This window comes from Streptomyces corchorusii, assembly GCF_001514055.1.
Classification (GTDB): Bacteria; Actinomycetota; Actinomycetes; order Streptomycetales; family Streptomycetaceae; genus Streptomyces; species Streptomyces olivaceoviridis.
Genome location: NZ_KQ948370.1, coordinates 1 through 24,358, shown reverse-complemented (window position 1 = coordinate 24,358; position 24,358 = coordinate 1). Strand labels below are relative to the sequence as shown.

The following is a 24,358-nucleotide window of genomic DNA, read 5'->3' as shown; positions in this document are numbered from 1 at the left end:
CCTCCCGAGCCCTGGCCGCGCGACCCGGCGGCGGCCACGACCCGGGTGCGCTGAAGGTCACCGACATGGACGCTGTCGTACGCCTCCCGCGCCGAACTCCTCGCCCACTTCTGCCAGCTCCTCGACTTCGGCCGTCGCCTGCAGATCCTCGACCACCTCGCCTCCGGCTTCGCACGCCACCCCCACCACAAGATCCCCTACGAGGACGCTTCCGAAGACATGGCCGGCAAGGCCATCCCCGAACTCGTCATCGCCCAGCTCGACGCGCAAATGCACCTCATCGGCGTCGACTTCCCCTACGGCGACTTCCCGCCCGACGGGGCGCAGGCCATGCTCCGCACCATCTACATCCTGCTCCGCGACACCGGCCGCCGCCGGCGAAGCACAGGACGACCTGACCGCTGCGCGGGCCAGCATCCGACAGTTGATCCGAACCGAGAACACGGCCGGCGCCATGCAGTGACGAGCGGCAAGAACGCCGAGCTGCGGCACCGTCAGGTGCCGCAGCTTATGAGGGGTACTTCAACTACGTCGCCTCCGACTCCACATCTCACGTCCGAAGACCACAAGGTCCGATCCAGTGGCGAGCAAAATCGAGGAATCGGATCCAAACACAGCCACCCGAGGTTGGGAAAGCATCGCGACGACGCAGCTTTGGCCCGTGGTCAGGTTCCACAATCGCACCGTGTTATCGCCGCTACTGGTGACTGCAACGGGGATTCCGTCGATCATCGTGGACGCGACCGCGTTCACGGGTTCCTCGTGGCCGGTGAGGGGCTGTCCGTTTTGGGTGCCGGTTGTGAGGTCCCACACCCGCACCGTTCCGTCGTCGCCGCCGGTGACTGCAACGGGGATTCCGTCGATCATCGTGGACGCGACCGCGTTCACGGGTTCCTCGTGGCCGGTGAGGGGCTGTCCGTTTTGGGTGCCGGTTGTGAGGTCCCACACCCGCACCGTTCCGTCGTCGCCGCCGGTGATGGCCATTGGGCGACCATCGATGCGGGTGCACGCGACCGCGTTCACGGGTTCCTCGTGGCCGGTGAGGGGCTGTCCGTTTTGGGTGCCGGTTGTGAGGTCCCACACCCGCACCGTTCCGTCGTCGCCGCCGGTGATGGCCATTGGGCGACCATCGATGCGGGTGCACGCGACCGCGTTCACGGGTTCCTCGTGGCCGGTCAGGACCTGTCCGAATCGAGTGCCGTTTGCTAGGTCCCGCATCCGCACCGTCCCGTCGGAGACACCAGCAATGGCGACAGGAGTGCCGTCGATGATCGTGCAGGCCAGCGCACGCACCGGCCCACCGTGGCTGGTGAGAGGCTGTCCGATGTGCTCACCGGTTGTGAGGTCCCACACCCGCAATGTCCTGTCATCGCCGCCGGTGATGGCGACCGGGTTACCGTCGATGACGGTGCACGCCGTCGCGTTCACAAAACCCGTATGTCCGGTGAGAGGCTGTCCGATCTGCCTGCCGATGGCAAGATCCCACACTCGCACTGTCTTGTCATCGCCGCCGACGACGGCGACGGGGGTGCCGTCGGTGATCGTGCAGGCCAGCGCACGCACCGGCCCACCGTGTCCGGTGAGGGGCTGTCCGGTCTGCCTGCCGGTGGCGAGATCGCACACCCACGCCTTCATGCCGTCACCGCCGACGACTGCGACGGGGGTGCCGTCGATGATCGTGCAGGCCAGCGCACGCACCGGCCCACCCTGGCTAGGGATTGGTTGTCCGATGTTCTTGCCAGTGGCGAGATCCCACACCCGCACTGACCTATCGTCGCCGGTGACTGCAAGGGGGGCACCGTCAATCACGGTGCACGCCACCGCGTTCACGGCGCCTTCGTGACCGGTGAAGAGCTGTCCGATCTGCGTGCGGGTGGTGAGGTCCCACAACCGCACCGTGCCGTTGTAGCTGCCGGTGATGGCGACGGGCCGGCCGTCGACGACATTGCACGCAACCGCCTCCACGAGTCCTTCGTGACCGGTGAAGGGCTGTCCGATCTGCGTGCGGGTGGTGAGGTCCCACAACCGCACCGTGCCGTCCCAGCCGCCCGTGATCGCGACGGGGGTCCTGTCGATGACGGCGCAACCCACCGCACGCACCGATCGACTGTGTCCGGTGAGCGGTTGTCCGATCTGTGTGCGGGTGGTCAGGTCCCATACCCGCACAGTGCTGTCGACGCCTCCAGAGACAGCGACGGGGGTGCCGTTGATGACGGTGCACGCCACCGCGTTCACGGCGCCTTCGTGTCCAGTGAGAGGCTGCTCGATCTGGGTGCCCGTGGCGAGGTCCCACAACCGCACCGTGCCGTCGTGGCCGCCGGTGACGGCGACGGGGTCACTGTCGATGACAGTGCACGCAACCGCGTACACGAACCGATCATGTCCGGTGAGAGGCAGGCCGATCTGGGCGACGGCTGTTAGCTCCCACACCCGGACTGTCCTATCATCACCGCCGGTGATGGCGACGGGAGTGCCCTCAATCACGGTGCACGACACTGCCCGCACGGCCCCGCTGGTGTCTGTGAGCTGGCCTGCGTCGGTGGCTAGGTCCCATGCCTGTACCAACCCACCTATGCGCGTCCTTGGGTTTCGAATGTGGGTTGCGGTGGTGAGGTCCCACACCCGTACCGTGCCGTCGTGGCCGCCAGTGATGGCGACGGGAGTACCGCCGAGGGTCGTGCAAGCGACTGCGTTCACGGCGCCTTCGTGACCGGTGAAGGGCTGTCCGATCTGGGTGCCGGTGGTCAGGTCCCACGCCCGCGCCGTGCCGTCGTGGCCGCCAGTGATGGCGACGGGAGTACCGCCGAGGGTCGTGCAAGCGACTGCGTTCACGGCGCCTTCGTGACCGGTGAGGGACTGCCCGAGTTGCGTGCGCGTGGCCAAGTTCCAAGTCACGCATTTACCGTTGAGGCCGCCGGTGATGGCAACGGGGTCACCGTCGATTACGGTGCAAGCGACTGCGTTCACGGCGCCTTCGTGACCGGTGAAGGGCTGTCCGATCTGGGTGCCGGTGGTCAGGTCCCATACCCGCACCGTGCCGTCCCAACTGCCCGTGATGGCAACGGGGTCACCGTCGATGACGGTGCAAGCAACCGCACGCACGACCGCATCGTGTCCGGTGAGGGGCTGTCCGATCTGGGTGCCGGTGGTCAGGTCCCATACCCGCGCCGTGCCGTCGACGCCTCCAGTCACAGCGACCGGGGCACTGTCGATAATCGTGCATGCCACTGCGCTCACGGGTTCTTGGTGGCCCGTTAAAGGGTGACCGATCTGGGTGCCGGTGGTCAGGTCCCATACCCGCACCGTGCCGTCGTCACTGCTCGTTACGGCGACGCTGCCGTCGATGGTTGTGCACGCCACCGCGCTCACGTCTCCGAAGTGGCCGACGAGGGCGTCCCGGAGCGAAGGGGAGATGCCGCTTCCCGTGGCCCAGCGGGGTACCCACGAGTGCGGCTGGCTGTACTCGTTGAGACGGTCAACTAGAGATGAGGCTCCTGCTCGGGCGGCATCAATGGCGAGGGAGTACCGACGAAGTACAGGCGGGGCGTTGAGATGGGCGTTGAGAGAAGAGCGGTAGATCGCGGCAGAGAGACGGGCGGTACCGCTTTGAGCGTGATGCAGGTGAGGGGTGAGGCTGCGAGGTGTGGCGTGAACGAGGTACTCGATATCGGTGAGGACTTCGTCGAGACGTCCAGCTGCAGTGGCATGGGAAGCAAGGTAGTTGAGCGTGTAGGGGTGGGCGAGGGACCAGTCACGCGTGGCGTTGGGTCGATAGGGCACTACACGGGTGAGAACGGTGGTGTAGGCAGCATGGACTAGGACCGGGTCGATACCGTCACGCAGGTACTCGACGAGGGCTTGGTGGTAGAGGCGGTAGGCGGAGCGATCGGCTTCGGTGGCTTCCACCACGTAGGCGCCGGCCGAGCGGCGCAGCCACATCAAGTCATCGTCGGTGTAAGGGCGCCCAGAGATCTCGGAGGCGAGCGGGGCCCAGATATCTTCCCAGGGCAGCCCCTGGCCAAGAGCGAAGGCCAGGGGACGCAGGAGGTCCGTTGCGCGTTGGGCCTCGTCGCCGAGGCGGCGTGTTAGGTCGTTACGCATGGCCTGCCCGGCATGACGGGGCAGGCTGGCACGCCATACGGGGTCATAAGGGTCGTTGACGACGTGGCCCTCGGCGGCCAGTGTGCTGGCGGCAATACGGGCGACAAGGAAGGACGTGCCGGCTGCCTCAGCCACTGCTTCGGCGACGGGGCGCAGGACACCCGGGTGATTGCGGTACGGAGAGGCCGGGTGTGCTTCCAACAGGTTGCGGATCGCGTATGCCTGCAGAGCTTCGGGGTCAGCGTAGCCAGGATCATCAAGATCGATGACCTGCTCAGGGTAGGACTGTGCGCGGGAATCGAGCCCCAGGCGGTCCAAGAGGTAGGGGCGCGTGCCGAGCAGTAGCCGTATCCGGCCGCCCGAGTGCGTGATCAGGGGGCGCAGGATCTGCGAGCACAGGGTATCGGGGGTGGCGGCCTCATCAAGGGCGTCGATTAGTGCCGTAAACGGCCGTGAGCGTGACTGGTGCCCCAATGCTTCGAGAAACTCGCCAACCGTCCTTACCCGGACGCCGGCAGCGGCAGCCAGGCCAACCAAAACGTCGGTGTCGGTAAGGCTTTGTGCATAGATGGCGACATCAACACATCCTTCTTCCGGCAGCAGGCGGCGTGGCAGTTTCAGCGTGCTGGTCGGGACGCTGCGGCGCCGCTCAGGATGTGCCAGTACGGCGATCAGGCCGAGCACAGCCGTCTTGCCCGAGCCGGGCCCGGCCGTGACGACCCTGCATACCGCCCTGCCATCGGCGGCATTCAAACGCAGCCAGTCTGCAAGGTCGGCCAGGGCAACATGACGCCCGCTAAACCACCAGCTGCGGAGGCGTGGATCGCTGGATCCCATGGCGCGCATCAGCAGTCGCGTGGTGAGTTCGGTGTCGCGACGACGGGCCTGCGCGTCGAATTCAGCGGCGTGTTGGATTGCCAGGTCCACGCCGGTAAGACGACTGCTGCGCCGAGGATTGGCGAGGAATGCAGGGGGCTCCCCAGTCAGACCAACCAGGGTCAGACTGATGCGCTGGTGGGCCGGCCGTGCGGGATTGTTGTTCATATGCTCAACCAGCGTGGACACCGACAGAGTCTGTGGGCCGTGCCCGGCCGTAGCCCAGCTGCTCACGGCGTCGGCGAACAGCTGCGGGAACAGTCCAGACTGCGCCTGCTGATGAGGTTGCGCAGAGGAAACGATCACAAGGCCCGAGCCCGTCACCTGATTCCACTGGACGTTGATGCGGTTCAATGCGGCCGCTGTCAGCTCGTTGCCGCCTTGCGCGGAGTAGCAGGTGTCCAGGATTAGCAGCAGCCGGCGCACCGGAGTGTCTCGCAGCATTGCCCGGGCCAGCTCTACGGTCGGCAGGCTGGTGTAAGCGATGTCGTCGGGTTCGGTGTCGGAAGTGAACAGCACATGGTCATTGCCGTCATCCAAGACCTCACCGTGCCCAGACAGGTAGAGGACGACGAGATCGTCTTCCCGCCGGTCGGGGGACCTGCAGAACGAACGCAACTGGTCGGTGAGCTGGCTGCGCGTGGGATCCAGGCCGAGTGCGGTCTGGTGCCGGTAGCCCAACTGGCCTGCGAACAGGTTGATGACCTGCTCGCGGGCTTGGACGAGTCCGGGCCGGTCCCACTGGGGGCACTTCGGATAGCGGGAGACTGCGGTAGCGATAAGGAAACGCCGTGGCCCCCCGCTGTCATCGTGTGGCATGTCGGCTTCGACGTTCATGCTCCCAGACCTTCTGCGATAGCCCTCCCGCACAGCTCATCTGTCAGGTAGGCGGTTGCGTCGTGGGCGTGGGAGCCATTATGGACTTGAGCACAACGCACCTGCGGTCCGAACGCGGGCCGTAGGTCTTTCACCAGCGCCACGACGTCCCCGTGATCAGCGATGTTCGTCCACACGAACCCGGACCCGCCCGGCCACACTCCACGCGGATCCTCACCCAACCGGACGGGGGGAGGTGTCAGCCGGTGCAGGATCAGATGTGGAATCCCCAACGGGGAGCCCAATGTCACCAGCGCCCGCACGCCATGCCCGGGCTGCGCGCACAACGCCTCGTACGCGACCACTGAGCCGAGTGAGTGCGCTACCACTACTCGTGTGTCCTCCCCGATCTCCTTGAGTACTCGCTGTTGGGCTTGCACTCGCAGCTCCGGCTCCATGAGGTAGCGGTGCACCTGCTTTAGGTCGAACACCATCGACCGCAGCGCCAGGCCAGCGAAGAACTTCGACCCCGACAACGCCCGCAACGCCGCCTGCACTGACCGGGGTGTCGACGCCAAAGTATCTGCGCCAGGCGCTACCACGCCCGGATCGCTCTCTGCTGCGGACTGCCACCAGGACAGCAGCAGTTCCTGCTCAAACCCGTCCTCGACATCGGCAGCCGTGTATCGCGGATCACCGACGGCGAGGAACTCACCGGTAGGTCGGTACAGGTCCCCGTAGAACGCCATCGCCATGTCTAGCGATGAAAAGTCCAAGTGGGCGCGGGCGCGCCGCAATCCGTCACACAGAGCGGGCCGCCACTGCTGCAACAGCGTCGCCTCGCCCAGCAGTTGCTTGCCGATCCCATGTACTGCAACAACATGCGCCACGCCGTTCTGCCTCTCGGAAAACGTTCCCGTACAAGAACAGGAACTGTAGAAGCCAGCACGTTATGGTGCGGGGGCAACGAGCAGATACGGCCATTCAGGTGGCTCGAAACGGAGCTTGGTCGGCCGGGTTCTGCCACTGCCCGCTACATCCCCTTCGGCGCCTTCGCGTCGACAGCGCGGCGTTTGACGGTGCGGTGGTCATGCGGAGCTGACGAGCCCTGCCAGGCGGCCGTGATCGGCCCGTGCCTTATATGGCTTCATCGTCGTCTGCCTCTTGAGCAGCGGTGGTGCTTGACACATGCAGATAAGGCCGCACGAGCCGCTGTAGTGGTGGGCTCGGACGAAGGCCTTCGCCGTGTGGACCAGGTCGTTCGGCATCTCGCGGACGCGGTAACGGGCGGGGTCGAAGCCGCCTTCACCAGTCGGCCTCCAGCTGTGCCGGCGGTTCTTCCACCGCTGGCAGACGGCGCCGAGATCGAGCGGCGGTTGTTCGTACGCAGACATCACAAGGGTCCTCTCGGGGTGGTGAGTTGGTGAGCTGCGCCGGTCCGGGGTTGCCGCCCCGGACCGGCACGGTCGGCGATGGGTCAGGCCGTCGTGGGGAGGATCAGCTGATGGGGGGCGCGCAGAACGTCCAGGACGCGTTCGCGCCAGCGCATCGCCCAGTGCACGCAGTTGGAGCAGCTCTTGTGCTTGCCCTCGCACTGGGGCAGGGGGTCGGACCAGCGGGCGTCGCGCGACCAGGCGAGGGAGTCGGCGGAGGCCAGGTACTCGGCGCACGTCTCCAGCGCCTGGGTCTTCAGGCCGAAGCCGTGCAGCCGCAGGCCGGCGGCGGCCATGGTGGCGAGCACGGCCTCAACGTCCTTGACCGACTTGCGGCGGCAAACCGAGCCGACCCCGACCAGCGGATAGTCCGCCAGCCGTACGCCGCGCTTGTCGTACAGGTCCAGGCAGGCTTCGTAGTCGGCCGGGCGCCAGCCCTGCACGGTCGGGATGATGTCGACGCCGGGCTCCTCGGCCATCAGGTCGACGAAGTTGCCCACGGTGCGGTCGATGTGCTCGCGCACCGACAGGCCCGTCTTGGCGATCATGTCGGGCTCGCACATCCAGTCCTGCGGGCCGGCCCAGACCAGCAGGCCGATCTCGTCGCGATACCGGCGCAGCTCCCGGACGTAGGCGTACGGACTGACTGTCCAGCCGCCGTGGTCGCCGAGTTCGGAGAACGCACCCGAATCGCACACCCAGGCGTTTGCGGCGCGCGGCAGCCTCGCACGGCCGGTCAGCGTGGCGCGTGAGACGCACATCGGCACGCCCCACGTGGAGAGCCACTTGGCGTGATGCCCGCCGATCCAGAACATCGGCCCCTCGGCCGGCGAGTCGCCAGGGTGGAAGCCGAGACCGTACTCGCAGCGGCAGACGCAACTACCCACGGTGCAAAACCCGCAGTCCAGGCACTGGTCGTGGTAGCAGTGGCCGCAGGCATAGCGGACGGCGGGCGTGCACCTGCACGTTTCGGCGTCTACCGGCGGCGTCAGCATCCCGGGGGGCTGAGGCAGTCAGTACAGCGTTCACGGGAGCGTCCTTCGAGTTGGTGAGCGGAGCCGGGCTCGGGGTTGCCGCCCCGAGCCCGGCAGGGCGGATCAGTGTGGGAGGGGCTCGCCGGTCTGGCCGTGGCACGTCACGGTGAAGGCGGGGTCGGCGCACCGGGCCGCGAGCTGGGATCCGCTCCAGTCCTCGGCGTTGACGGACTGCACCAGGTGCCCGACGGGACACAGGACCAGGACCAGCCCGTAGGAGGTGCTGCGTACGACCGGAGGACCGCAGTGGGGCAGAGGACCGGGCCGCCCGGACAGCTGGCCGAGCACCTCGGCGGCCCGCTCCTCGCAGACCTCGAACAGGCCGAACTCGTCCTCGGCTGCGTCCACGCGGCGGTGAGCGTCGGCAGCTGCGGTTCGCGCCCGATATACCTCTGCCAAGGCGTACGCGGCCTGACGTTCACGGGCGACGGCGAGCAGCGGTTCCATCTGCGCGCGCTGCTCCTGCAGAACCTCGGCGGCGGCCGCAGCGATCTTCGGGCGTACCGCCCGGACCGACGCGAGGTATTCGTCCTGGCTGCACCGGACACGGACCAGTTCCCACCGCTCGCCGGCTACCTGCTTGAAAGGGGCGGTGAAGGTCAGCGGGATACGGAAGTGGGTGGCGACGCGCACGGCGACTCCCAGCAGCGGACCGGGATCGACGGAGTCGGCGAACTTGGGACAGAGCGTGAAGAGGGCGGGCCGACCGCCGACCTCGCCGGAGACCCGGAGTTCGGGGGGACCAGCGCTGTGGTCGTAGGCGGCGGACGGATGCGCGGTCGGATCAGTGGAGTTCACGAGGAGCCTCCTTGGCGGCTGCAGTCGGGTTGGTGGGTGGCCGGTCCGGGGTTGCCGCCCCGGACCGGAGATGGGGCGAAGCGGAGATTGCCGCGGGTGTCGTCACGTGGGCGGCGCCCGCGTCAGGTGTCCGCACTGGGTGGGGCGCCGCGGCTCCAAGGGCCAAGGACGGCCCGCGGCTCGCTGACCCCTCGTCGGCGTTCGCGGCGCGCGGCCAGCAGCAGATCGAGGATCCGCCGGCCCTTGACCTCTGCCTGGTGGCGCAGGGCTGCGGGCATCTGGGCGGGGAGTATCACCCGCTCTGCTCGCAGATCGATCTCCAGCGTGACGGTGCGCACCAGGGTGCAGGCATGCTCCCGGCCGGCGTGCAGGTGTAGCCGTGCCTCGACCCGGTGGTCGACGGGGGTGAGCTGTACGTACTCGTTGCCCCAGGAGCGGTCCTCGACGTCGGGAGAGATCCGCACCCGGGTGGGCACCGTGCGGCCGGTGGGCACTTCGCGGTCGTTGAGCGGGGCGGGGCGGTGGGGTCCTTCTCCCGGCGCGTCACGTGCTCGTGGAAGGGGTACCAGCCGGGCCCGTAGATGACGGCTTGGGCATCCAAGACGTACGCCCAGTCGCCGAGTTCCAGCTTCACGCCGTACGAGTAGCGCTCGTTCTTCGGGGCGACGTGGAGGTCCAGGGACGGGATTTCCTGGGACGGCAGGGCCGGGTCGCGGTGGGGGAGGGTAGCCAGGTCGGCGGGGGCGAACGTCGTGCGGGTATTGCCCAACTCATGCGGGACGAAGCCATCGAGCATCACCACCTTGCGGACCATGCGGGGGACGGCGCGGTTGCGCACGGTGACGCGCACTGCGACAGCCGAGCCCTCGACGGCGATCAGCTCCTGGCAGTCCCAGTCCGGCCGGGCCGCGCGCAGATGGTGTTGGACCTCGCGCAGCGCTCGGGAGATGCGGCGGCCGAGCGGGTCTTCCGGGTCCGGGCGGCGGGCTGCGGGCAGGACGAGGGCGGCGTCAGGGTGCCACTGGTCGGACAGGACCTGCCACGGCCCCGGCTCCAGTAGTGAGGCGACCTCGCGGGCGAGCTGCTCGGCCTCGGTCAGCTCGCGCAGGACGGCGGCGGTGAGGCGGGCGGCGGACGGCGCGTCCCACGGGCCGCCCAGGACCAGGCTGAGCCCGCTGCCGGGGCTGCCCAGGGTGACGCTGAGCCGCCTGCCCTCCAGCCAGGCCTCCGCATGCCCGAACCGGACGAACAGCCCCGGCTCGCCGGGCCGTTGGAGCGGGGCGCCAGTGGTGAGCAGGCGGGCAACGGCCTGAAGGGGCGGGGCGGCGTCGCGGGCGTCGGGCAGGGCCGGGGCGTAGCGGGTGACCGTGTCGAGGATGCGCGACGTGACGGGGGTCGGGGTGTGCGCGCTGATGCGCGCGGTGCAGATCCGGGCAGGGCCGGTGGGCGACGGTGCGAACAGGGCGGCCTCAAGCTGGCCGTGGAGCTCGCGGGTGCGCAGGGTCAGCCGGTAGCCGCCGGGCAGGTCGGCGCGGGTGCGGTCCCGGCCGCGTAGCTGGTGTTCGACGATGGTGTCGGAGATGGCGTAGGTCGGCGAGGCGGGCTCGAACGCGTACATGGCGCAGGCCTCCACAGGCGGCAGTCGGCGCGGATCTTCGGGGCGGTCAGCGGGTGATGCGGGCACGGGCGCGGTCGGCCTGGACGTGGACGGCATCGGCGTGCGCGGCGGCGCGGGCCTTGTCGGCCCATTCGGCGGCGCGCTGGGCCAGTTCGGCGAGGCGCACGAAGTAGGCGTCCTGGTGCTGGCGGGCGCGGTCCATCAGCGCCGCGTGCTCGGCGGTCAGCTCCTCGGCGGCGTACGCGGCGATCGCTTCCACCCCGTGGCGGCGGGTGACGCGCCCGAAGGGGCAGGCGCCCTCCTCCTGCTCGATGACGGCGAGGTCGGCGGCGGGCCAGCCGGTCTCCTCGTCGCGCGGGCCGAGCTGGATGTCGAGCACGCACACCGCATCCGCATCGTGCAGGCCGTCAGCCTGGTAGCGGATGTGCGGCCGGGGCACGGGGCCGGTCTGGCGCTCGGTGTGGGAGCGCCACAGTTCGGGGGAGGGGTCCTCCTCGTCCTGGTGGAGGCGGTGAAGGTAGGAGACCAGGGCGGGCAGCTGCCAGGCGGGGGTGCCGAACGGCGCGGCCGGCATGGCGAGCCCGGTCCGGGCGATCAGGCCTGTGTGGTTGCTGACGGCGGCCTGGGCGACGAACAAAGAGGCGTTGAGGCGGAGTTCGGAGCGGAGCATGGCGAAGCCTTCCGGGCAGGCGGCGCGCAGAAAGGGGGGAGGGTGCCCGGGCCGGACCGGTCAGGTCCGGCCCGGGCAGCAGGTCAGGACGCGTCCTCGGTGTCCTCGGCGCTCGCGCCGTCCGGGGTGTCCTCGGTGTCCTCGCCGGCCTGGCTGTCGGCGTCGGCCGTGTCCGGCTCGCCCTCCTGGTAGGGCTCGTCGTCGACGATGGCCTGTTCGACGCTGGAGAGCGGGTATCCGATCTCGGCGAGGAAGGTCAGCCACCTGCGGGCGTCCTCCCGGATCTCCCGCAGCTCGTACACGGCGGAACGGGCGGTGCTGTCGGTACGCCAGGTCCGCACCTCGCCCATCCGCTTCTCGAACGTCGCGGCCAGCACCGCGAAGTTCAGCAGGGTGAGCTTGGCCGGGGTCGCCGACTTGGCGCGCTCGGCGGGGGCGTCGTAGCCGGTCAGCTCCTTGACCAAGTCCCGGCGGCCCACGTCGCCCACCCACTGAGCCACCGGCTTGGGGCAGGCAAGAAGCTGCTCGGTGACGAACGCGGCGAGTGGCTTCGGAGCGGTCTTGCGGCCGATCAGGTCCTTCAGCCACCCCTGCCGGGCCTTCTCGGCGGCGCGGTAGGCCTTGTTGCCCGCCTTGACGTACTCGCGGGACTGCTCCGACGCCTTGGCCTCACTCGCCGCCTGCGGCTGCTCCTCGGCCTGGTCGCCGTCCGTCTCGGGGGCGTCCTCCTGCGGCGGGTAGTGGCCGAAGCGGTACGGGTCGGTGCAGAAGTAGTCCACCTCGCCGGGCTCGCGGGGGTTCTCGGCCCAGGTCGCCACGTGGCCGGGGCACTCGGCGTGCGCCTCGGCGGTCATGGGCTCGCCGTCCGGGCCGTCGAGCTCGCTGAGCGGCTCGGCGGTCTGCGGAAGCGTGTCGCTGTCCTCGGCCAGCCGCCCCCCGGCGGCCTGAAGCTGCGGGCGGACCTGCTCACGGGCGCGCTGCTCTTCGCGGTCGTCGCGCTCCCACTGCACCTGGAACTCGAAGCGGCCCTTGGCGTAGGCGTCCAGCAGCCGGTCGACGGCGGCGGGGTCGTCGTCGAACTCGCCCAGCACACCGAGGACTTCCAGGTCGAGGTCATAGGTACCGGCTTCGGCGAGTGCCGCACGGGTCCGCTCGCCGACCGACTTGGCGGTCTTCACCGCCTGGGACACCTCCTTGCGGGAGCGGCCGGTGAGCTCGGCGACCCTCGCCTGCTTCATACCCGCGCCGACCGCGCCGAACAGGGCGTCGGCCTGCTCCAGTTCGGTCAGTCCCCGGCGGTAGTCGTCGTCGTTCTCGATGAGCTGGTCGATGAAGTCCTCGCCCGCCTCGCGCAGAGAGGGGTCGAGCACGTACGCGGGGACCTCGATCGCGTCCTGTTCTTCCTTGGTCTTCTTGGTGGCCCGGGCGGCGAAGTAGCGTCGGTGGCCCATCTTCAGCTCGTAGGTGTCCTCGCCGAGCGGAAGGACCACGACGGGGACCTTCACGCCGTTGGCTGCGACGGACTTGAGGAACTTCTCGTCCAGGTTGAGGTCCTGGCGGACGTTGTTCTCGTTGACGCGGATCTGACCGAGACGCAGGGTGACCCGCTGCATCGGTGCGGCTGTTGTTGTTGCGGTGTCGCTCACGGATTGCTCCTCGTGCGATCGGGTTGGCGTCGAGCAAGTTGCCGCTTGCTCTCAAGAATCAATTATACGCTCTTTGGGCGTGGGAGCAAGGGTCTTTAGTCCTGGTCGGCGGCGGTGTGGTGCTGGCGGATCGCTTCCGCGATGGCCTCGGCGATCACTTCGATTCCCTCGGGCGTGTGCACCTTGCGGAACGAGGCGAGTTCGCCGGTCGGGTCGAGGTCTGCCCACAGGCACAGTTCGCCGTGGTCGTCGACGTGGAGCGTGTACGTGTCGGCGTCGGGGGCGTCCAGGCGGCCGTAGGTCTCCCAGGGCCCGGAGTCGGCCTTCCAGTCGCCGCCGAGGATCTCGGCGACGCGTGCGGCCATGCTTGCGGGGGTGGTCATGGCTGAGGGTCCTTTCGGGTCCGGGGCCCGGGGGCGGTGCGCCCCCGGGCTGGCGGGGTGATCAGTCCTCGTGGGGCTCCATGATGGTGATCACGGGCTCGCCCCGGTCTCCGGGGCCGATCGTGCAGACGAGCTGGACCGGGCGGGCCTGCTGGGTACGGCCGTCGCGCGGAACTCGCCGCAGGTCGACGGTGACCCGGCCGCCCGCCCCGCCGCTGCGCCGGATCGCGTGGCGGGTCATGGTCAGCACGTCCCACAGGCGGCCGCGCTCGTTCTGCGGCGTCTGCCGCTCGCTGTCGCCCTCGTTCCAGGCCACGCAGCCCTCCCATACGGCGCTGGTGAGGGCGACCGGTACGCGGAAGCCGGCCTCCCGGGCCAACTCGGCGTCGGTGGCCACCAGGACGCCGTCCGCCAGGGCCTGAGCGCGGGTGTAGGCGTGGATGATCTCGCCCGGCTCGGCCAGGGGGACGGACCGCATGGCGTCGTCGCTGACGTCGGGGTCGTCGGTCACGGCGGCGTCGTGCAGAACTGAGTCGATGCGTGACAGCACGTCATCCTCGCGTGCCGCGCGCCGGGATGCGGGCTGCTGCTGCGGGGAGCTGGGGCCGGTGGGGGAGTCGGCGGCGGCCTGCTCGGCCATCATGGCGTGCACCGCGAGCATCGTTGCCAGGCCGTTCACCCTCTCCGTGTCCCCGGCGGCCTGGGCCTCGGCGCGCTCCTGCTCGAACTCGTCCCGGATCTGCTCGTGGCTGTAGCCCTGGGCGAGCTTGACGCGCACGGTCTTGCCCACGAGATCGACTGCCAGGGCGGGCAGGTGGCCGGGCAGGCTGTCGCGCTCCTCGGGTGTCCGCCTGCGGTGCGTGACGGCGCGGGCCGCGCGGTGGTCCTGCGCCCCGGCCGGGCTTGGCTCCCCGGCATGGTCGGCGGGGACGGGTGTCTCGTCGGCCGGTACGGCGCCCGCCTCGGACGTGGCGGGCGCCTCGGCGGTGAGGGTGTAGAACTCGTTTGAGTGGACCTGGACGGTCCACTTCTGCCCGGGGGTGTCCTCGGTGAGCCGGGCGCGCGGCTTGGTCTCCCATGCCTCGAATGCGCGCGCCGGGTCGACGGGCACCATGTTGCCGGTCGCGGAGTCGTAGGCGCGGCAGGACCGGGCCGCTGCGCGGATCTGTGCAACGCGGTTGGTCCAATTGCGGCGGATCGTGGTCATCGTGCGTCCTCCTGTGGGAGTTGGTGACGGAAGCAAGTTGCCGCCCGCTTCCAAAATCAATAATACACTCTCGCGGGCAGTGATCAAGCGGTTTCAGAACAAGGTGTCCGCGTCTTCCCTGACCCCGGTGTCCTGTACGGCCTTGGGCGTGGCGGCAGCAGCGGCCCTCGGCCGCTGGGCTCGGAGGTTCGCCGACTGCTGGGCGCGGGCGGCCTGTTCGGCCTGGGCCTCCAGCTCGTCTTCGTCGCGGTTGTGCAGGACGATTTCGACGGCCGGTGAGGCGTCGCGCCACTGGTCGCGGAAAAGGTCGGTGGGGATCCCGGGGTTGGGGCGGAGCGTGATCCCGGTCTCGCGGTGGAAGCGCTCGTACGCGGGCGAGTCCTGATCCACGAAACCGCCCTCGATGCGGAACGGGGCCGATTCCCTCGGGATGATGAACGCGCCGCGCCGTGCCAGGGTCTGGGCAACCGCGATGACGTGGAACTCGAACAGCGGCCCCCGGTATCCGGGGGTGTTGCCGCTGTGCTTGATCCGTCCGAACGGCGGGTTGCTGATCGCGCAGTCGAAGGGACCGAGGTTCATCCCTGGTACATCCAGCACGTCAGCACAGATCCACGTGGCCTCCGGCAGGATGCGCCGCCCGACCCTCACGTACTCCGGGTTCTTCTCCACGCACACGATCTCGCGCGGCGGCAGGTGCTCAAAGTGCCGGGTGACCAGGTCGCGGGCGTGCCAGGCCAGGCGGCCGATGCCCGCGCACAGGTCGATGATGCGATTGCCCGGGATCACGAGGTGGAGTTCGCCGGCGAGCTCGGCCGGGGTGAAGAACGCGCCGTCCAGGGTGCGGCCCGTGTGCGCGGACTCGTGGAAGTGATCGAGAACGAATTCCCGCTCCGTCTCGGTCAACTCGCTGTCGCTGTCGACCAGTTCGCACGCTCGGTTGTGCCGCTTGGTCTGCTCCTTGCTGAGCTTTCCGACCATGACATGCCGCCTTTCGGGGGTGGTGTGGGGAGCCGGTCCGGGGTGCCGTCCGGACCGGCGGGGGGGGGAGAGGGGCGGTGCGCGCCCTGGCGCTATGTGCCGGTGGGCGTCGGCTGCGGCGCGGCGGGGAACCACCACTCCTTGCGCTCGTCGCCGTCGCGGGGGGAGGCGGAGATGCGGACACCGGCCGTGGTGGACGAGTGGTAGAAGCGCCACCGGCGGTGGGCGATGACGCGGTCCCAGTGCGTGACGTAGCCGTCGAATACGCTGACGGGCGTGCCGTAGCGGTTGCGTTCGGTCCGGTAGACCCTCCATCGCATGCAGTCGGCGACCTGCCAGCGGGGCCCGATTCCCGCGCGCTCGATCCACAGTTCGATGCAGTCGCGACAGGACACCCGGCGCAGGGCCTGTCCGAGGTCTGCGGGCTCCCACCATGCCGGGGTGGCGCCGCACAGAGCCGGGCTGCCGTCCTCCTCGGCGCGGTGGACCGTCAGGGCCAGACCGTCGGCCGTGCGGTACCCGCAGGCGCCCACCGCGCACCGCGCGATGTAGGTCGGCACCGCCTGGCGGGGGGCGGTCGGCGAGGCCTGCGGGGCGCGGGGGGGGGGGGGGGGGGGGGGGGGGCTCTCGACACCGGCGCATGCTCCGCCGTCCGTTTCCCACGCCTCGACGGCGCTGAGGTGCGAGTGATCGCCGGTGAGCTGGTGGGGGAAGTGTGTGGGCATGGGTGCTCCGCTCGGGTGGCCGGGCGCCGGGGCGCCCGGCCGGTCGGGGTCGGTTCAGGCGGCGGGGGCTGGCTCGGGCCGCACCGTGGTGACCTTCAGGTCGGCGGCGGCCAGATCGGCGGCGACGGCGGCCATGAACTCGCTGCCGGCGTCCTTGTTGCGGCTCCCGGGGGCGTACCAGTACTGGTTCTTGCGGTGCCACCGGAAGCCGTGCTCCTTCAGCACGTCGGCGGCGCCGTCCCCCAGACGCGTCCCGGTGACCGTTGTCCCGTCCTCGTCCGTGTGCCTGAGGGTGAGCCCCTCCGTGGCCTCCTCGTCCTGTCCGGAGGCGCTCGCCGGACGGGCGGCCTGGGCGGCCTGCTTCTTGGCGGCGGCCCAGCGCTGAGGCAGGACGACGTCATGGGCGATCTGCCACATCTGCTGCGGGGCCCAGTTCTCCTGGATGACGTGGCCGTCGATGACGCACGCGGCGAGCATGCCGCCGGTGGGGGGCTCGGCGCCCTCGTGGGCCTCGGACCACAGCTCCGCGGCGGCCTTAAGCGCGTCGTCTGAGATGTGCCGCTGGGTGTTGATGCCGTCGACCAGCGGCTTGCCGGTGACCTTCCGGCCGTTGACAGTCACGGTGACCGTGTTGTCCGTGGACTCGTAGCGGTCCTCCTGGCCGTTGAACTGCGCGCCCTGCATGGGGCGGGTGAGCTCTTCGACGTCGGCCGTGGAGGGGCCGTCGGTCCAGTTGACGGTGATCCACGCGGCGGCGGTACCGGTGCCCTTGCGCACGCTGAAAGTCACGCCGGGGAACGCGGCTTTGAGGCGGCTCCTGAGTTCGGCGGCCACGTGCTTGGTGTCGATGTAGTCCATGCCCTGTCCTTCTGGTGCGAGTTGAGTTGGCTGCCGGTGAGTTGCCGCTCACTAGCGAAATCAATAATACACTCTCTGGGGGGTGGCGTCAGTCCTCCTGGAAGACACAGTCACCGTTGACCGTGATCCGGATCGGGATCGTTCCATCCGGGCTGATCAGGTCGCCGGGTACCTCGCCGGTGTCCAAATGGACGGACACCACCAGGCCTTCACCGCAGCTCCAGTAGGCGTAGACCTGGGTCCCGCCGGTCTCCAGGCACGGCAACGTGCCCCGCTGCTTACGGTGCTGGTGCAGAAACCGCGCGCGTTGGTTCAGGGTGGTCGCTCGGCGCTTGCTCAGTCGCATAGCTGTGCTTCCTCTGAGGAATCCTGGGAGGCGGCCGGCGCCGTGGGCGCCCGGCCATGGGGTGGTCAGGCGGTGGGGGCAGCCCGGTGACGGTCAGGCCGGCGGCGACGGCGGCAATGAACCCGGTGTCGGGGCGGGCTCCGGGGTGATGTCGCGCGGGTCAGCGGGAATCGGCTCACCTGCCAGGGCGGCCCGCATCTGCTCGGCCGACATGCGCCCGCTCACCTCGTTGTAGGGGAGCGTGTACGTGCTGCCCTTGTGCCGGGTCTCCGCCGTTGCCGCGCGGGTGACCACGCGGCAGCCGCCGACGGCGCCGACGGTGCCGCCATCGAACGCGGCGTGGATGTGTGGCACGGTCACCGTTTTGGCGTTGACCCGGGTCACCTCGTACCAGGACCCCCGCCACTGCACGAAATCGCCCTTCACGAAGTCGGCCCGTCCCCACACCTTGAAGCCGCGCCGCTCCGCCTCCTTGATCGTCTCCGCCCAGTACGTCAGCTCTTCGTCGTACTCGGCCAGACGGCGCGTCAGCTCCTCCCGGCGCGCCTCGGACGGCTCGCGTCGCCACACATCAGCCTTACGGCCCTTGTCGTCAACGCCGTCGCGCTCCCGTAGAACGCCGCGCCGCTCCGCCTCCAGCTTCTCGATACGGCGCAGCGTGCGCCCCGGGTTCTTCCGATACCGCTCGTAAGCCTCCGCCGCCTGGGCGCGGTTGGCCCAGTAACCGGCTCGCTCGCCCTTGGCGATGCTCTTGCGCATGGCGTTGTGCATGCGCTCCTGGCCCCTGCGGGCGCGCCCTTCCGAATGGTGGCCTACCAAGATCGGCTGACCCATCCAGAACCGTTCGCCGATCCGGTCCGAGGTATCCCGCGCAGCCTGCGACGATGCCGCCGCCCGTCCGGACCGGTCCGCGTACCGCTGCGCCCGGTCCTCGGCCGCATCCACGCGGGCGGCCTCCCGCTCCGCAAACGACATGCCCTCTTCGATCACCACAGCGCACGACAGGCCGAGTGCGCGCACCGCGTCCGCAGCCCGGTTGATCTTCCACCGGTCGGCGCCCTTGTAGCGGCTGCCACGGATGAAGATTCCCGGGGTACGCCGGTAGGTCCAGCCCAGCGGGCGCAACGCTTCCCACACCCCGTCACCCCTGGAGGAGCCCTCAACGGTGGTGCCGTCTTCGTGGGTGTGCCGGATGACGATGTCCGCTGCCGCAGCCTCTTCCTCCGCCTCCGCGACGTCCCCGGGCAGGGTGAGCGCGCGCAGCGCCGCCGGTGAGTGCCCCATGACCCGTGCGGCGCACTCGGCGCAGCGCGGAGCACAGCCGGGCACGTCCCACAGCAGCACCCCGAACCCGCCACACGTGTTTGCCGCCGCGCAATCACCGCGCCCGGCAGGCTTCGCCCAGTCGATCGGCATAACCGCCACAGCCGCCGCGACGGGGGCCGGGGTGTCGACGCCCGGCACCGTGCCGCCCTCTGCATCCCACACGTCCGCCCCGGACGGGTCGGACACCACGTCAGCCGCCCGCGCGGACACCTCGTCACGGGTTGCCGGCGAGGGCAGCTCTCCGCCATCATCCCGCGCGAGCGCTCCGCCCTCGCCCTCCCATCCGTCCATGCCGCCGGGGTCACTCACACCCTCGGGAGCAGGCGCCGAGCTGCCCAGCGAGACCCGTGCGAGCGTGCCCGGCTCCGCCGCATGCTGCACCGTCGCCAACATCGACGGATCTTGGTGCTTGCCCGACCGGCCCACCCGGACCGGCGCCGACCACAACGGGGTGCGCTTGCCCGTCACCCGCCGACCGGCAACCCACACCGCCGACCGGTCCTCACGGAACACCCCGCCGCACCACACCGCGAGCAACTCATAGGCGAGCGGCTCACCGTTCTTAACCGCGACACCAGCGACGCGCACCGTCACCGTGCCCCCGTCATTGCTGCGCTGCATGGCCACCGTCCACCCGTTGGCCATGGCCGTTTCCGCAAACGACCCGGCAGCCATGGGCAGCCACACCCCGGGGACCGCCTCACTCTCCGCCACTACATCGCCCACTGTGTCCCACGTGGCGAGCGTCTCGGCATCCAGCCGCGAGCCCTCCGCCGGAACCCGCGGAGCCTTCCACGGCTTGACGTCCAGGCCATTGACCGAGGCGGACGCCTGGCCCTTCTCGACACCGGCCGTACGTCCGTGCGTCTTCTTCGACGGGAGGTCACGGCCGATCAGCGCGCGGCCTTCATCCCGCGCGGCCACGGCATCGGCCAACAGGTCAACGAATGCCCGACGCTGCTCGTTCGCTTCCCCGTGCCGCACGTCCGGGTTCACGTCGATGTCTGCGGGAAGCTCGAACATCACTGCCGCACCGCCGTCGGCGGACACCCACGCCCCACGGCCGGCCGGAACATCCCCAGACACGGCACGCGCCAGGAACGCACGCGCGGACTTCGACCGGCGCCCCGGTTCCGCTGCCTCCGCCTCCAGGCCGGACAGCTCACGCTCACACCGCCGGACCGCATCCCGCGCATCCATCCGCCGCCTGTCCGCCGCCAACGAGGCCTCACGGGCACGCTCCGCCCACCCGCCGGACGTCTCGTAATGCACCACCACCCGCTCACCCAGCACACCAGCCGACCCGCGTACTTCCCGGTGAAGGTCGTACGCAACCCGCCGCCACGCCGCGCACGTCTCCGCGTGCTCCTCCGCCACCGTCAGCCGCTCACGCGCCACGGTCAGCTCACGGCGCGCACGCTCCGTCAACCACCCCCGCGACACCCGCACCGTGCCCTCATACGGCCCACGGAACGCCACCGGGAACACCCCACCCCCGTTGCCGTGGCAGATCACCGGCAGCACCTCAACCGCGCCCCCGTCGGTCTCCCACCCGTTGACCCCGCCGGGGTCCGACACGACGTCGGGCAACACCGCCGGGGTCTTCTTGACCTCGTTCTCCTCCGCCGGAACGTCCGGTGCCACGCCGCTACCGGCCGGAGCGTCACCGGCCGGAACCTCGGCCGTTTCGGCAGGGGTCTCCCACCCAGGGCGGGTGATGCGCAGGAGGAACGCTGATGCTTGCGGCCGCACCCGCCCAGCAACGGCGCGCGGTTCCGGCGCACGCTCCGCGCACTCCTGAGCCGACGGCACGTCAAGCCCGAACCAGCGCACGACGGCGAGAGCGTCACGCGCTTCCCAACGAGCCGTGTCGACGTCGCCCCGCCCGTACGCGGACTCTGCGCCCTCTGCGCACTCTTCGGCCTCACGGACCGCACCCCGGGCGCTGTCGTACTGCTCGTCCGTCAACCCGTCCCAATCGATGCGCTGAGCGAACGCACGGACCGTGTCCAGGGCAGCGCGCGCCATGCCGACCGAAACGGCCGTCTGCGCGTTCTCCTCCGCCCGCTCCGCCGCCCTCTCCGCATGGATGCCGTACACGCGCGCCGTCTCGGCCGTCGCCCGCAGCACCGACGCCGGACGCTCCGCGATCACGTACGCGATAGCGGCCCCCGTGACCTCACCCCACGTACCGCGCACGTCCCCCGTCGGAAGGGTCACGGTGTGTCCGCCGCGCGACTCGAAATGGAAACGGAAGGGGAACCGCTCACCGCACACGGACAGTTCCGACAGCAGGTCGGAGCGCCGGAACTCCCCCTCGTAACGGTCACCCAGCGACCGCGCTTCCATCGCTTCCGGCCACTCCTCCGCCGCCCTACGCGCGCGCTCGACTTCCGCCACGGACGGCGCCTTACGGGCACGGCCCGGAGGGCCCGAAGTCTCCGCCGCGGTCTCGGCCGGACCGGGTGCCGGGGCGTCCGCCCGGTCGGGCGCGGTCGGCTGTGTGCGGGCGGTGGGCGCCTCGGCGGTCACCAGGTCTGCGACGGCGCGCCATGCGATGCCCCGGGCGGCCGTCTGGCCGTAGCGGGTGAGGGTGGCGCCGTCCCAGCGGTGCCCCCGGGCGGTGAGTCGCCACACACAGCGCAAGACGGTTTCCCCGGCCTCCTGGCGGGCGGTGAGCAGCAGGGCGCAGTGTCCGGGCTGCGTCTCGACGGTGGCCGTCCATCCGGCCTTCTCAGCCTGGGCGGTGAGACGGACCAGGTTGCGCGGCAGGGTCACCCCCTGGGCGTCGGCCGTGCGGAGCTGCTCGGCGGCCGGGGCGGTGGGCGCCGGCGCTTCGGCAGGGGTCGGGGCCGGCTCCTGGGCAGGGGTGCGTGTGCTGCTGGCGGGCTGCGTCGTCGCGGTCATGTCGGGTCACTCCTGGTCGGGTTGGTGCCGGGTGAGTTGCCGCTCACACCGGGAGGTGGGGCAGGGGAAGGCAGGGTGTGCCCGCCCGGGCCGGTCGGGCGACCGGCCCGGGCGGGGTGGTGCTCAGTTGCGGCGGTTGGGCGGGCGGTTGTCCCGGGGCGCGGTGCGGCTGGCCTCTCGGGCGGTCGTCTCGGCCTGGTCCTCGGGGCGGGGTACTCGCTCGGCCTGCCGGAACTCGACTCCCGGCTCGGGGGCCAACGGCGCGCCGGTGACGGGGTCGACGGTGTACGCCTGCCGGATCTCCTCGGCGGTGATCGGCCGAAGCCAGAAGTTCCGCACCTTCCAGCCGCGTACGAACTCCGACCCGTTGGGGCCGAACGTGCGCACGACCACTGCACCGGTCGCGCACCCGACCATGGCGGCGGCGAGTACGGCGCACACCCGCATGGATGCGGCCTCGTTGATGACCACTGCGTCACCGATGACAGTGAGTTCCTGGCCTTCGGTGAGGTCACCGTGCGGCGTGCTGGCGTTGGCCACCATGTGGTGTGTCCCGTCGCCGAGAACGGCGTTCAGGAGAGACAGGTACGCGTCTGCCGCGCGGTCGAGCAACGCGTGCGCCGTGTCGGCGGCGGACCGCGTCCCGTCGTCCGTCCCGGCGTCGCTGACGGGTGCGGGGGTCCACCGCATCGCGTCAATGCCGAGATCCTCGCTCGGCTCGACGTTCTGCCCTTCGAGGGTCTGCCGTACGTGGTCGTGGTACTCGCTCATGTTCCCTGCCTTGGGTTGCTGAGTTGGTGGCGGATGAGTTGCCGCTCACCCGCAAAATCAATAATACGCTCTCCGGGGGGTGGCCTCAACCCTCGATCACCCCCCGGACGTGCCGAGTTACGACGACTTCACCGGTGTCACCGTCGTACGGAAGAACATGTTCCGGCCGAGGTGGAACGTGATGCGCTTGGTCTCACCGGTGCTCTCGCGCTTGCCGTAGATCTCGACGCCGGTCAACTCTTCGTTCTCGTACGCCACTTGCAACACGGTGCCTTCCCACACCTCCGGCCACGGCTCGGGCTGGTGCGCGGTCCTGGGGCGCGCTATGGCGGCCAGGCTCCGGGTCGGTCGGCGCTCGACCCGTACCCGCTGCCCCCGGCTGATCGGTCCTGTGGCGGTCATGCTGTCCCCTCTGCGGTGGCTGGACTTCTGGGAGAGGGGGCGGCCATCGGCCGCCCCCTGGGGCGCGTTACCGCGTCCGGGCTGCCTGCTGCTCCTCGGCGGCCGTCATCAGCTCGGCTGCTCCGTGGCGGGCGTGGTCGGCCCGTACACGCTCGGCGACCTCGTCGGCGGACGGCAGTCCGAACCCCCCGTCAAGGGCGAGCACTTCGTACGCCTCGCGCCACCCGCGCACCTGGCACTCGACGGCGGCCCGGGACGCGCACGCGATCGTCAGACCTCCGACCGTCACTGACAGTGCGCCGATTCCGTCCGGGCTGACTGCTGCGCTCCGGGCCCGGATCTTGGCGCGGCGGGGTGCGTCGTCCAGGATCACAAACGAATTGATGGTGAGTTCGGGCTCACGCAACTCGCCTGCGTCTACCTGCTCCGGGAAAATCCGGTCAAGCATTGCGGCGGCCTCGCACCAGCCTTCCCACCAAACGCGCGCGCCGGTAGGGTGCCGGAATTCGATGATGGCTGTCGGGATCTTGAGAAGGGGAATGAGCGTCAGACCGATATGCGCGTCGGTCTCGTGCTCTCCAGCAAGATGGATAGTGAGTCGGCTTACCGCGTCAACGGTTCCCGTGTCCAACGGAGCTCCTTGTGTTGGTGATTGAGCCTGAGTCAGGTTGCCGCCTGAACTCGAAATCAATAATACACTCTCCCGCAGGGTCCGGGCACCCCCAACACCGGAACTTGCAACATCTCTTGCGCCTTCTCTTCCGGCTACTCCTGCGCCTTCTCTTGCAACATCTCTTGCGTGAGCCTCTCGGTGAGGGGCCACGTTCCCACTGGTCAACCAAGGGTTCCGCGCATGGTCGGGGGTCCGACATCCCCTCTGCTGCCACTTTTCCCGTACCGGTTGAAGGAGAGTGAGGAATGGGGGCGGGCGTGGTCGAGCGTCGGCCTCGGGGATCGGGGGCGGCCTCGTGGCTGTTGCGCGTCGGCTCCGCCGCCGCGCTTGGCCGAAGGCTGGCAGGCCCCGGGGTTGGGGTCCGTGGGGGGTGGTGGGTGGGGTTGTTGGCGGGGTGTGGAGTTGGGGGGTCTCCGTGCTCGGTGTGGGCTGTGGTTATGGGTTGTCGTGTATTTTGCGGCGGGGTGTTCTTGGGCTTTGGCTGGGAAGGGGGGTAGGGGAATTGAGGGGAGGTCAGTTCGGTTTATGGGTGGGGGATTCGAGGAATCGGGATCCTGTATCGGTTTTGGCTTTTCTGAGGGCGTGTATGGTTTCTCTGCCGGTCCTTTCTAGCCGACCCTCCCCACCCGTCCAGCCGCGCTTTTCAGGAATTCGCGGAGCGAATTCCTGCCCGGAATTGCGGAGCAATTCCATGCTCCGGAACGGAGTGACGGAGCATCAACTCCACTGCGGAGCAGGGGAGTTGGTCGCCGTCGTAGCGGCGGCGCGTCGTGTCTGCGGAGCAGAC

General features: G+C 69.6%; 19 protein-coding genes. All 19 read right to left on the bottom strand.

What is annotated here, in order from left to right; all coding sequences use genetic code 11:
• Nucleotides 1–57: 57 nt before the first annotated feature.
• Nucleotides 58–492, bottom strand: coding sequence for a hypothetical protein (locus tag AQJ11_RS37365; protein WP_159061749.1), 435 nt, complete (start codon nt 490–492; stop codon nt 58–60).
• 30 nt (nt 493–522) lie between these two features.
• Nucleotides 523–5,814, bottom strand: a complete 5,292-nt coding sequence (locus AQJ11_RS37360) for a caspase family protein (RefSeq protein ID WP_063807725.1) — start codon at nt 5,812–5,814, stop codon at nt 523–525.
• Nucleotides 5,811–6,683 carry a hypothetical protein gene (locus AQJ11_RS37355; RefSeq protein ID WP_059266245.1) on the bottom strand — a complete coding sequence of 291 codons (873 nt, stop codon included), beginning with the start codon at nt 6,681–6,683 and terminating at the stop codon, nt 5,811–5,813. The genes AQJ11_RS37360 and AQJ11_RS37355 overlap by 4 nt, the downstream gene beginning before the upstream one ends.
• 587 nt (nt 6,684–7,270) lie before the next feature.
• Entirely contained in the window at nt 7,271–8,113 is an 843-nt protein-coding gene (locus AQJ11_RS37350; RefSeq protein ID WP_244218539.1) for a deazapurine DNA modification protein DpdA family protein, read from the bottom strand.
• A 210-nt stretch (nt 8,114–8,323) separates the two neighbouring features.
• Nucleotides 8,324–9,058 (bottom strand): hypothetical protein, encoded by a 735-nt coding sequence (locus AQJ11_RS37345; RefSeq protein WP_059266243.1) that lies wholly within the window; start codon nt 9,056–9,058, stop codon nt 8,324–8,326.
• Nucleotides 9,059–9,180: 122 nt separating this feature from the next.
• Nucleotides 9,181–9,336, bottom strand: a complete 156-nt coding sequence (locus AQJ11_RS49455; RefSeq protein WP_159061748.1) for a hypothetical protein — start codon at nt 9,334–9,336, stop codon at nt 9,181–9,183.
• Nucleotides 9,337–9,350: 14 nt separating this feature from the next.
• Nucleotides 9,351–10,676 (bottom strand): hypothetical protein, encoded by a 1,326-nt coding sequence (locus tag AQJ11_RS37340; RefSeq protein WP_059266242.1) that lies wholly within the window; start codon nt 10,674–10,676, stop codon nt 9,351–9,353.
• 46 nt (nt 10,677–10,722) lie between these two features.
• A complete protein-coding gene (locus AQJ11_RS37335) occupies nt 10,723–11,346 on the bottom strand; it encodes a hypothetical protein (RefSeq protein WP_059266241.1) in 624 nt (207 codons plus the stop codon).
• A gap of 83 nt (nt 11,347–11,429) precedes the next feature.
• Nucleotides 11,430–12,992 (bottom strand): ParB/RepB/Spo0J family partition protein, encoded by a 1,563-nt coding sequence (locus AQJ11_RS37330; protein ID WP_159061747.1) that lies wholly within the window; start codon nt 12,990–12,992, stop codon nt 11,430–11,432.
• A 95-nt stretch (nt 12,993–13,087) separates the two neighbouring features.
• The gene (locus tag AQJ11_RS37325; protein ID WP_059266239.1) at nt 13,088–13,375 is read right to left on the bottom strand and encodes a hypothetical protein; all 288 of its coding nucleotides are present in this window, start codon (nt 13,373–13,375) and stop codon (nt 13,088–13,090) included.
• A gap of 61 nt (nt 13,376–13,436) precedes the next feature.
• Nucleotides 13,437–14,582, bottom strand: coding sequence for a DUF6573 family protein (locus AQJ11_RS51715; RefSeq protein WP_244218538.1), 1,146 nt, complete (start codon nt 14,580–14,582; stop codon nt 13,437–13,439).
• A 93-nt stretch (nt 14,583–14,675) separates the two neighbouring features.
• Nucleotides 14,676–15,563, bottom strand: a complete 888-nt coding sequence (locus AQJ11_RS37315; protein WP_208616710.1) for a class I SAM-dependent methyltransferase — start codon at nt 15,561–15,563, stop codon at nt 14,676–14,678.
• A gap of 92 nt (nt 15,564–15,655) precedes the next feature.
• On the bottom strand, nt 15,656–16,123 hold the full coding sequence (locus tag AQJ11_RS37310; RefSeq protein WP_159061746.1) for a hypothetical protein: 468 nt from the start codon (nt 16,121–16,123) through the stop codon (nt 15,656–15,658).
• Nucleotides 16,124–16,342: 219 nt separating this feature from the next.
• Nucleotides 16,343–17,146, bottom strand: a complete 804-nt coding sequence (locus tag AQJ11_RS37305) for an LPD29 domain-containing protein (RefSeq protein ID WP_059266237.1) — start codon at nt 17,144–17,146, stop codon at nt 16,343–16,345.
• Nucleotides 17,147–17,234: 88 nt separating this feature from the next.
• Entirely contained in the window at nt 17,235–17,492 is a 258-nt protein-coding gene (locus AQJ11_RS37300) for a hypothetical protein (RefSeq protein WP_059266236.1), read from the bottom strand.
• A 93-nt stretch (nt 17,493–17,585) separates the two neighbouring features.
• Entirely contained in the window at nt 17,586–21,725 is a 4,140-nt protein-coding gene (locus AQJ11_RS37295) for a DUF3560 domain-containing protein (protein WP_059266235.1), read from the bottom strand.
• Between the two features lie 123 nt (nt 21,726–21,848).
• On the bottom strand, nt 21,849–22,496 hold the full coding sequence (locus tag AQJ11_RS37290; protein WP_059266234.1) for a hypothetical protein: 648 nt from the start codon (nt 22,494–22,496) through the stop codon (nt 21,849–21,851).
• 117 nt (nt 22,497–22,613) lie between these two features.
• A complete protein-coding gene (locus AQJ11_RS49450; RefSeq protein ID WP_159061745.1) occupies nt 22,614–22,898 on the bottom strand; it encodes a hypothetical protein in 285 nt (94 codons plus the stop codon).
• Nucleotides 22,899–22,965: 67 nt separating this feature from the next.
• Complete coding sequence (locus AQJ11_RS37285) at nt 22,966–23,529, bottom strand: hypothetical protein (protein ID WP_059266233.1); 564 nt, start codon at nt 23,527–23,529, stop codon at nt 22,966–22,968.
• Between the last annotated feature and the right edge of the window lie 829 nt (nt 23,530–24,358).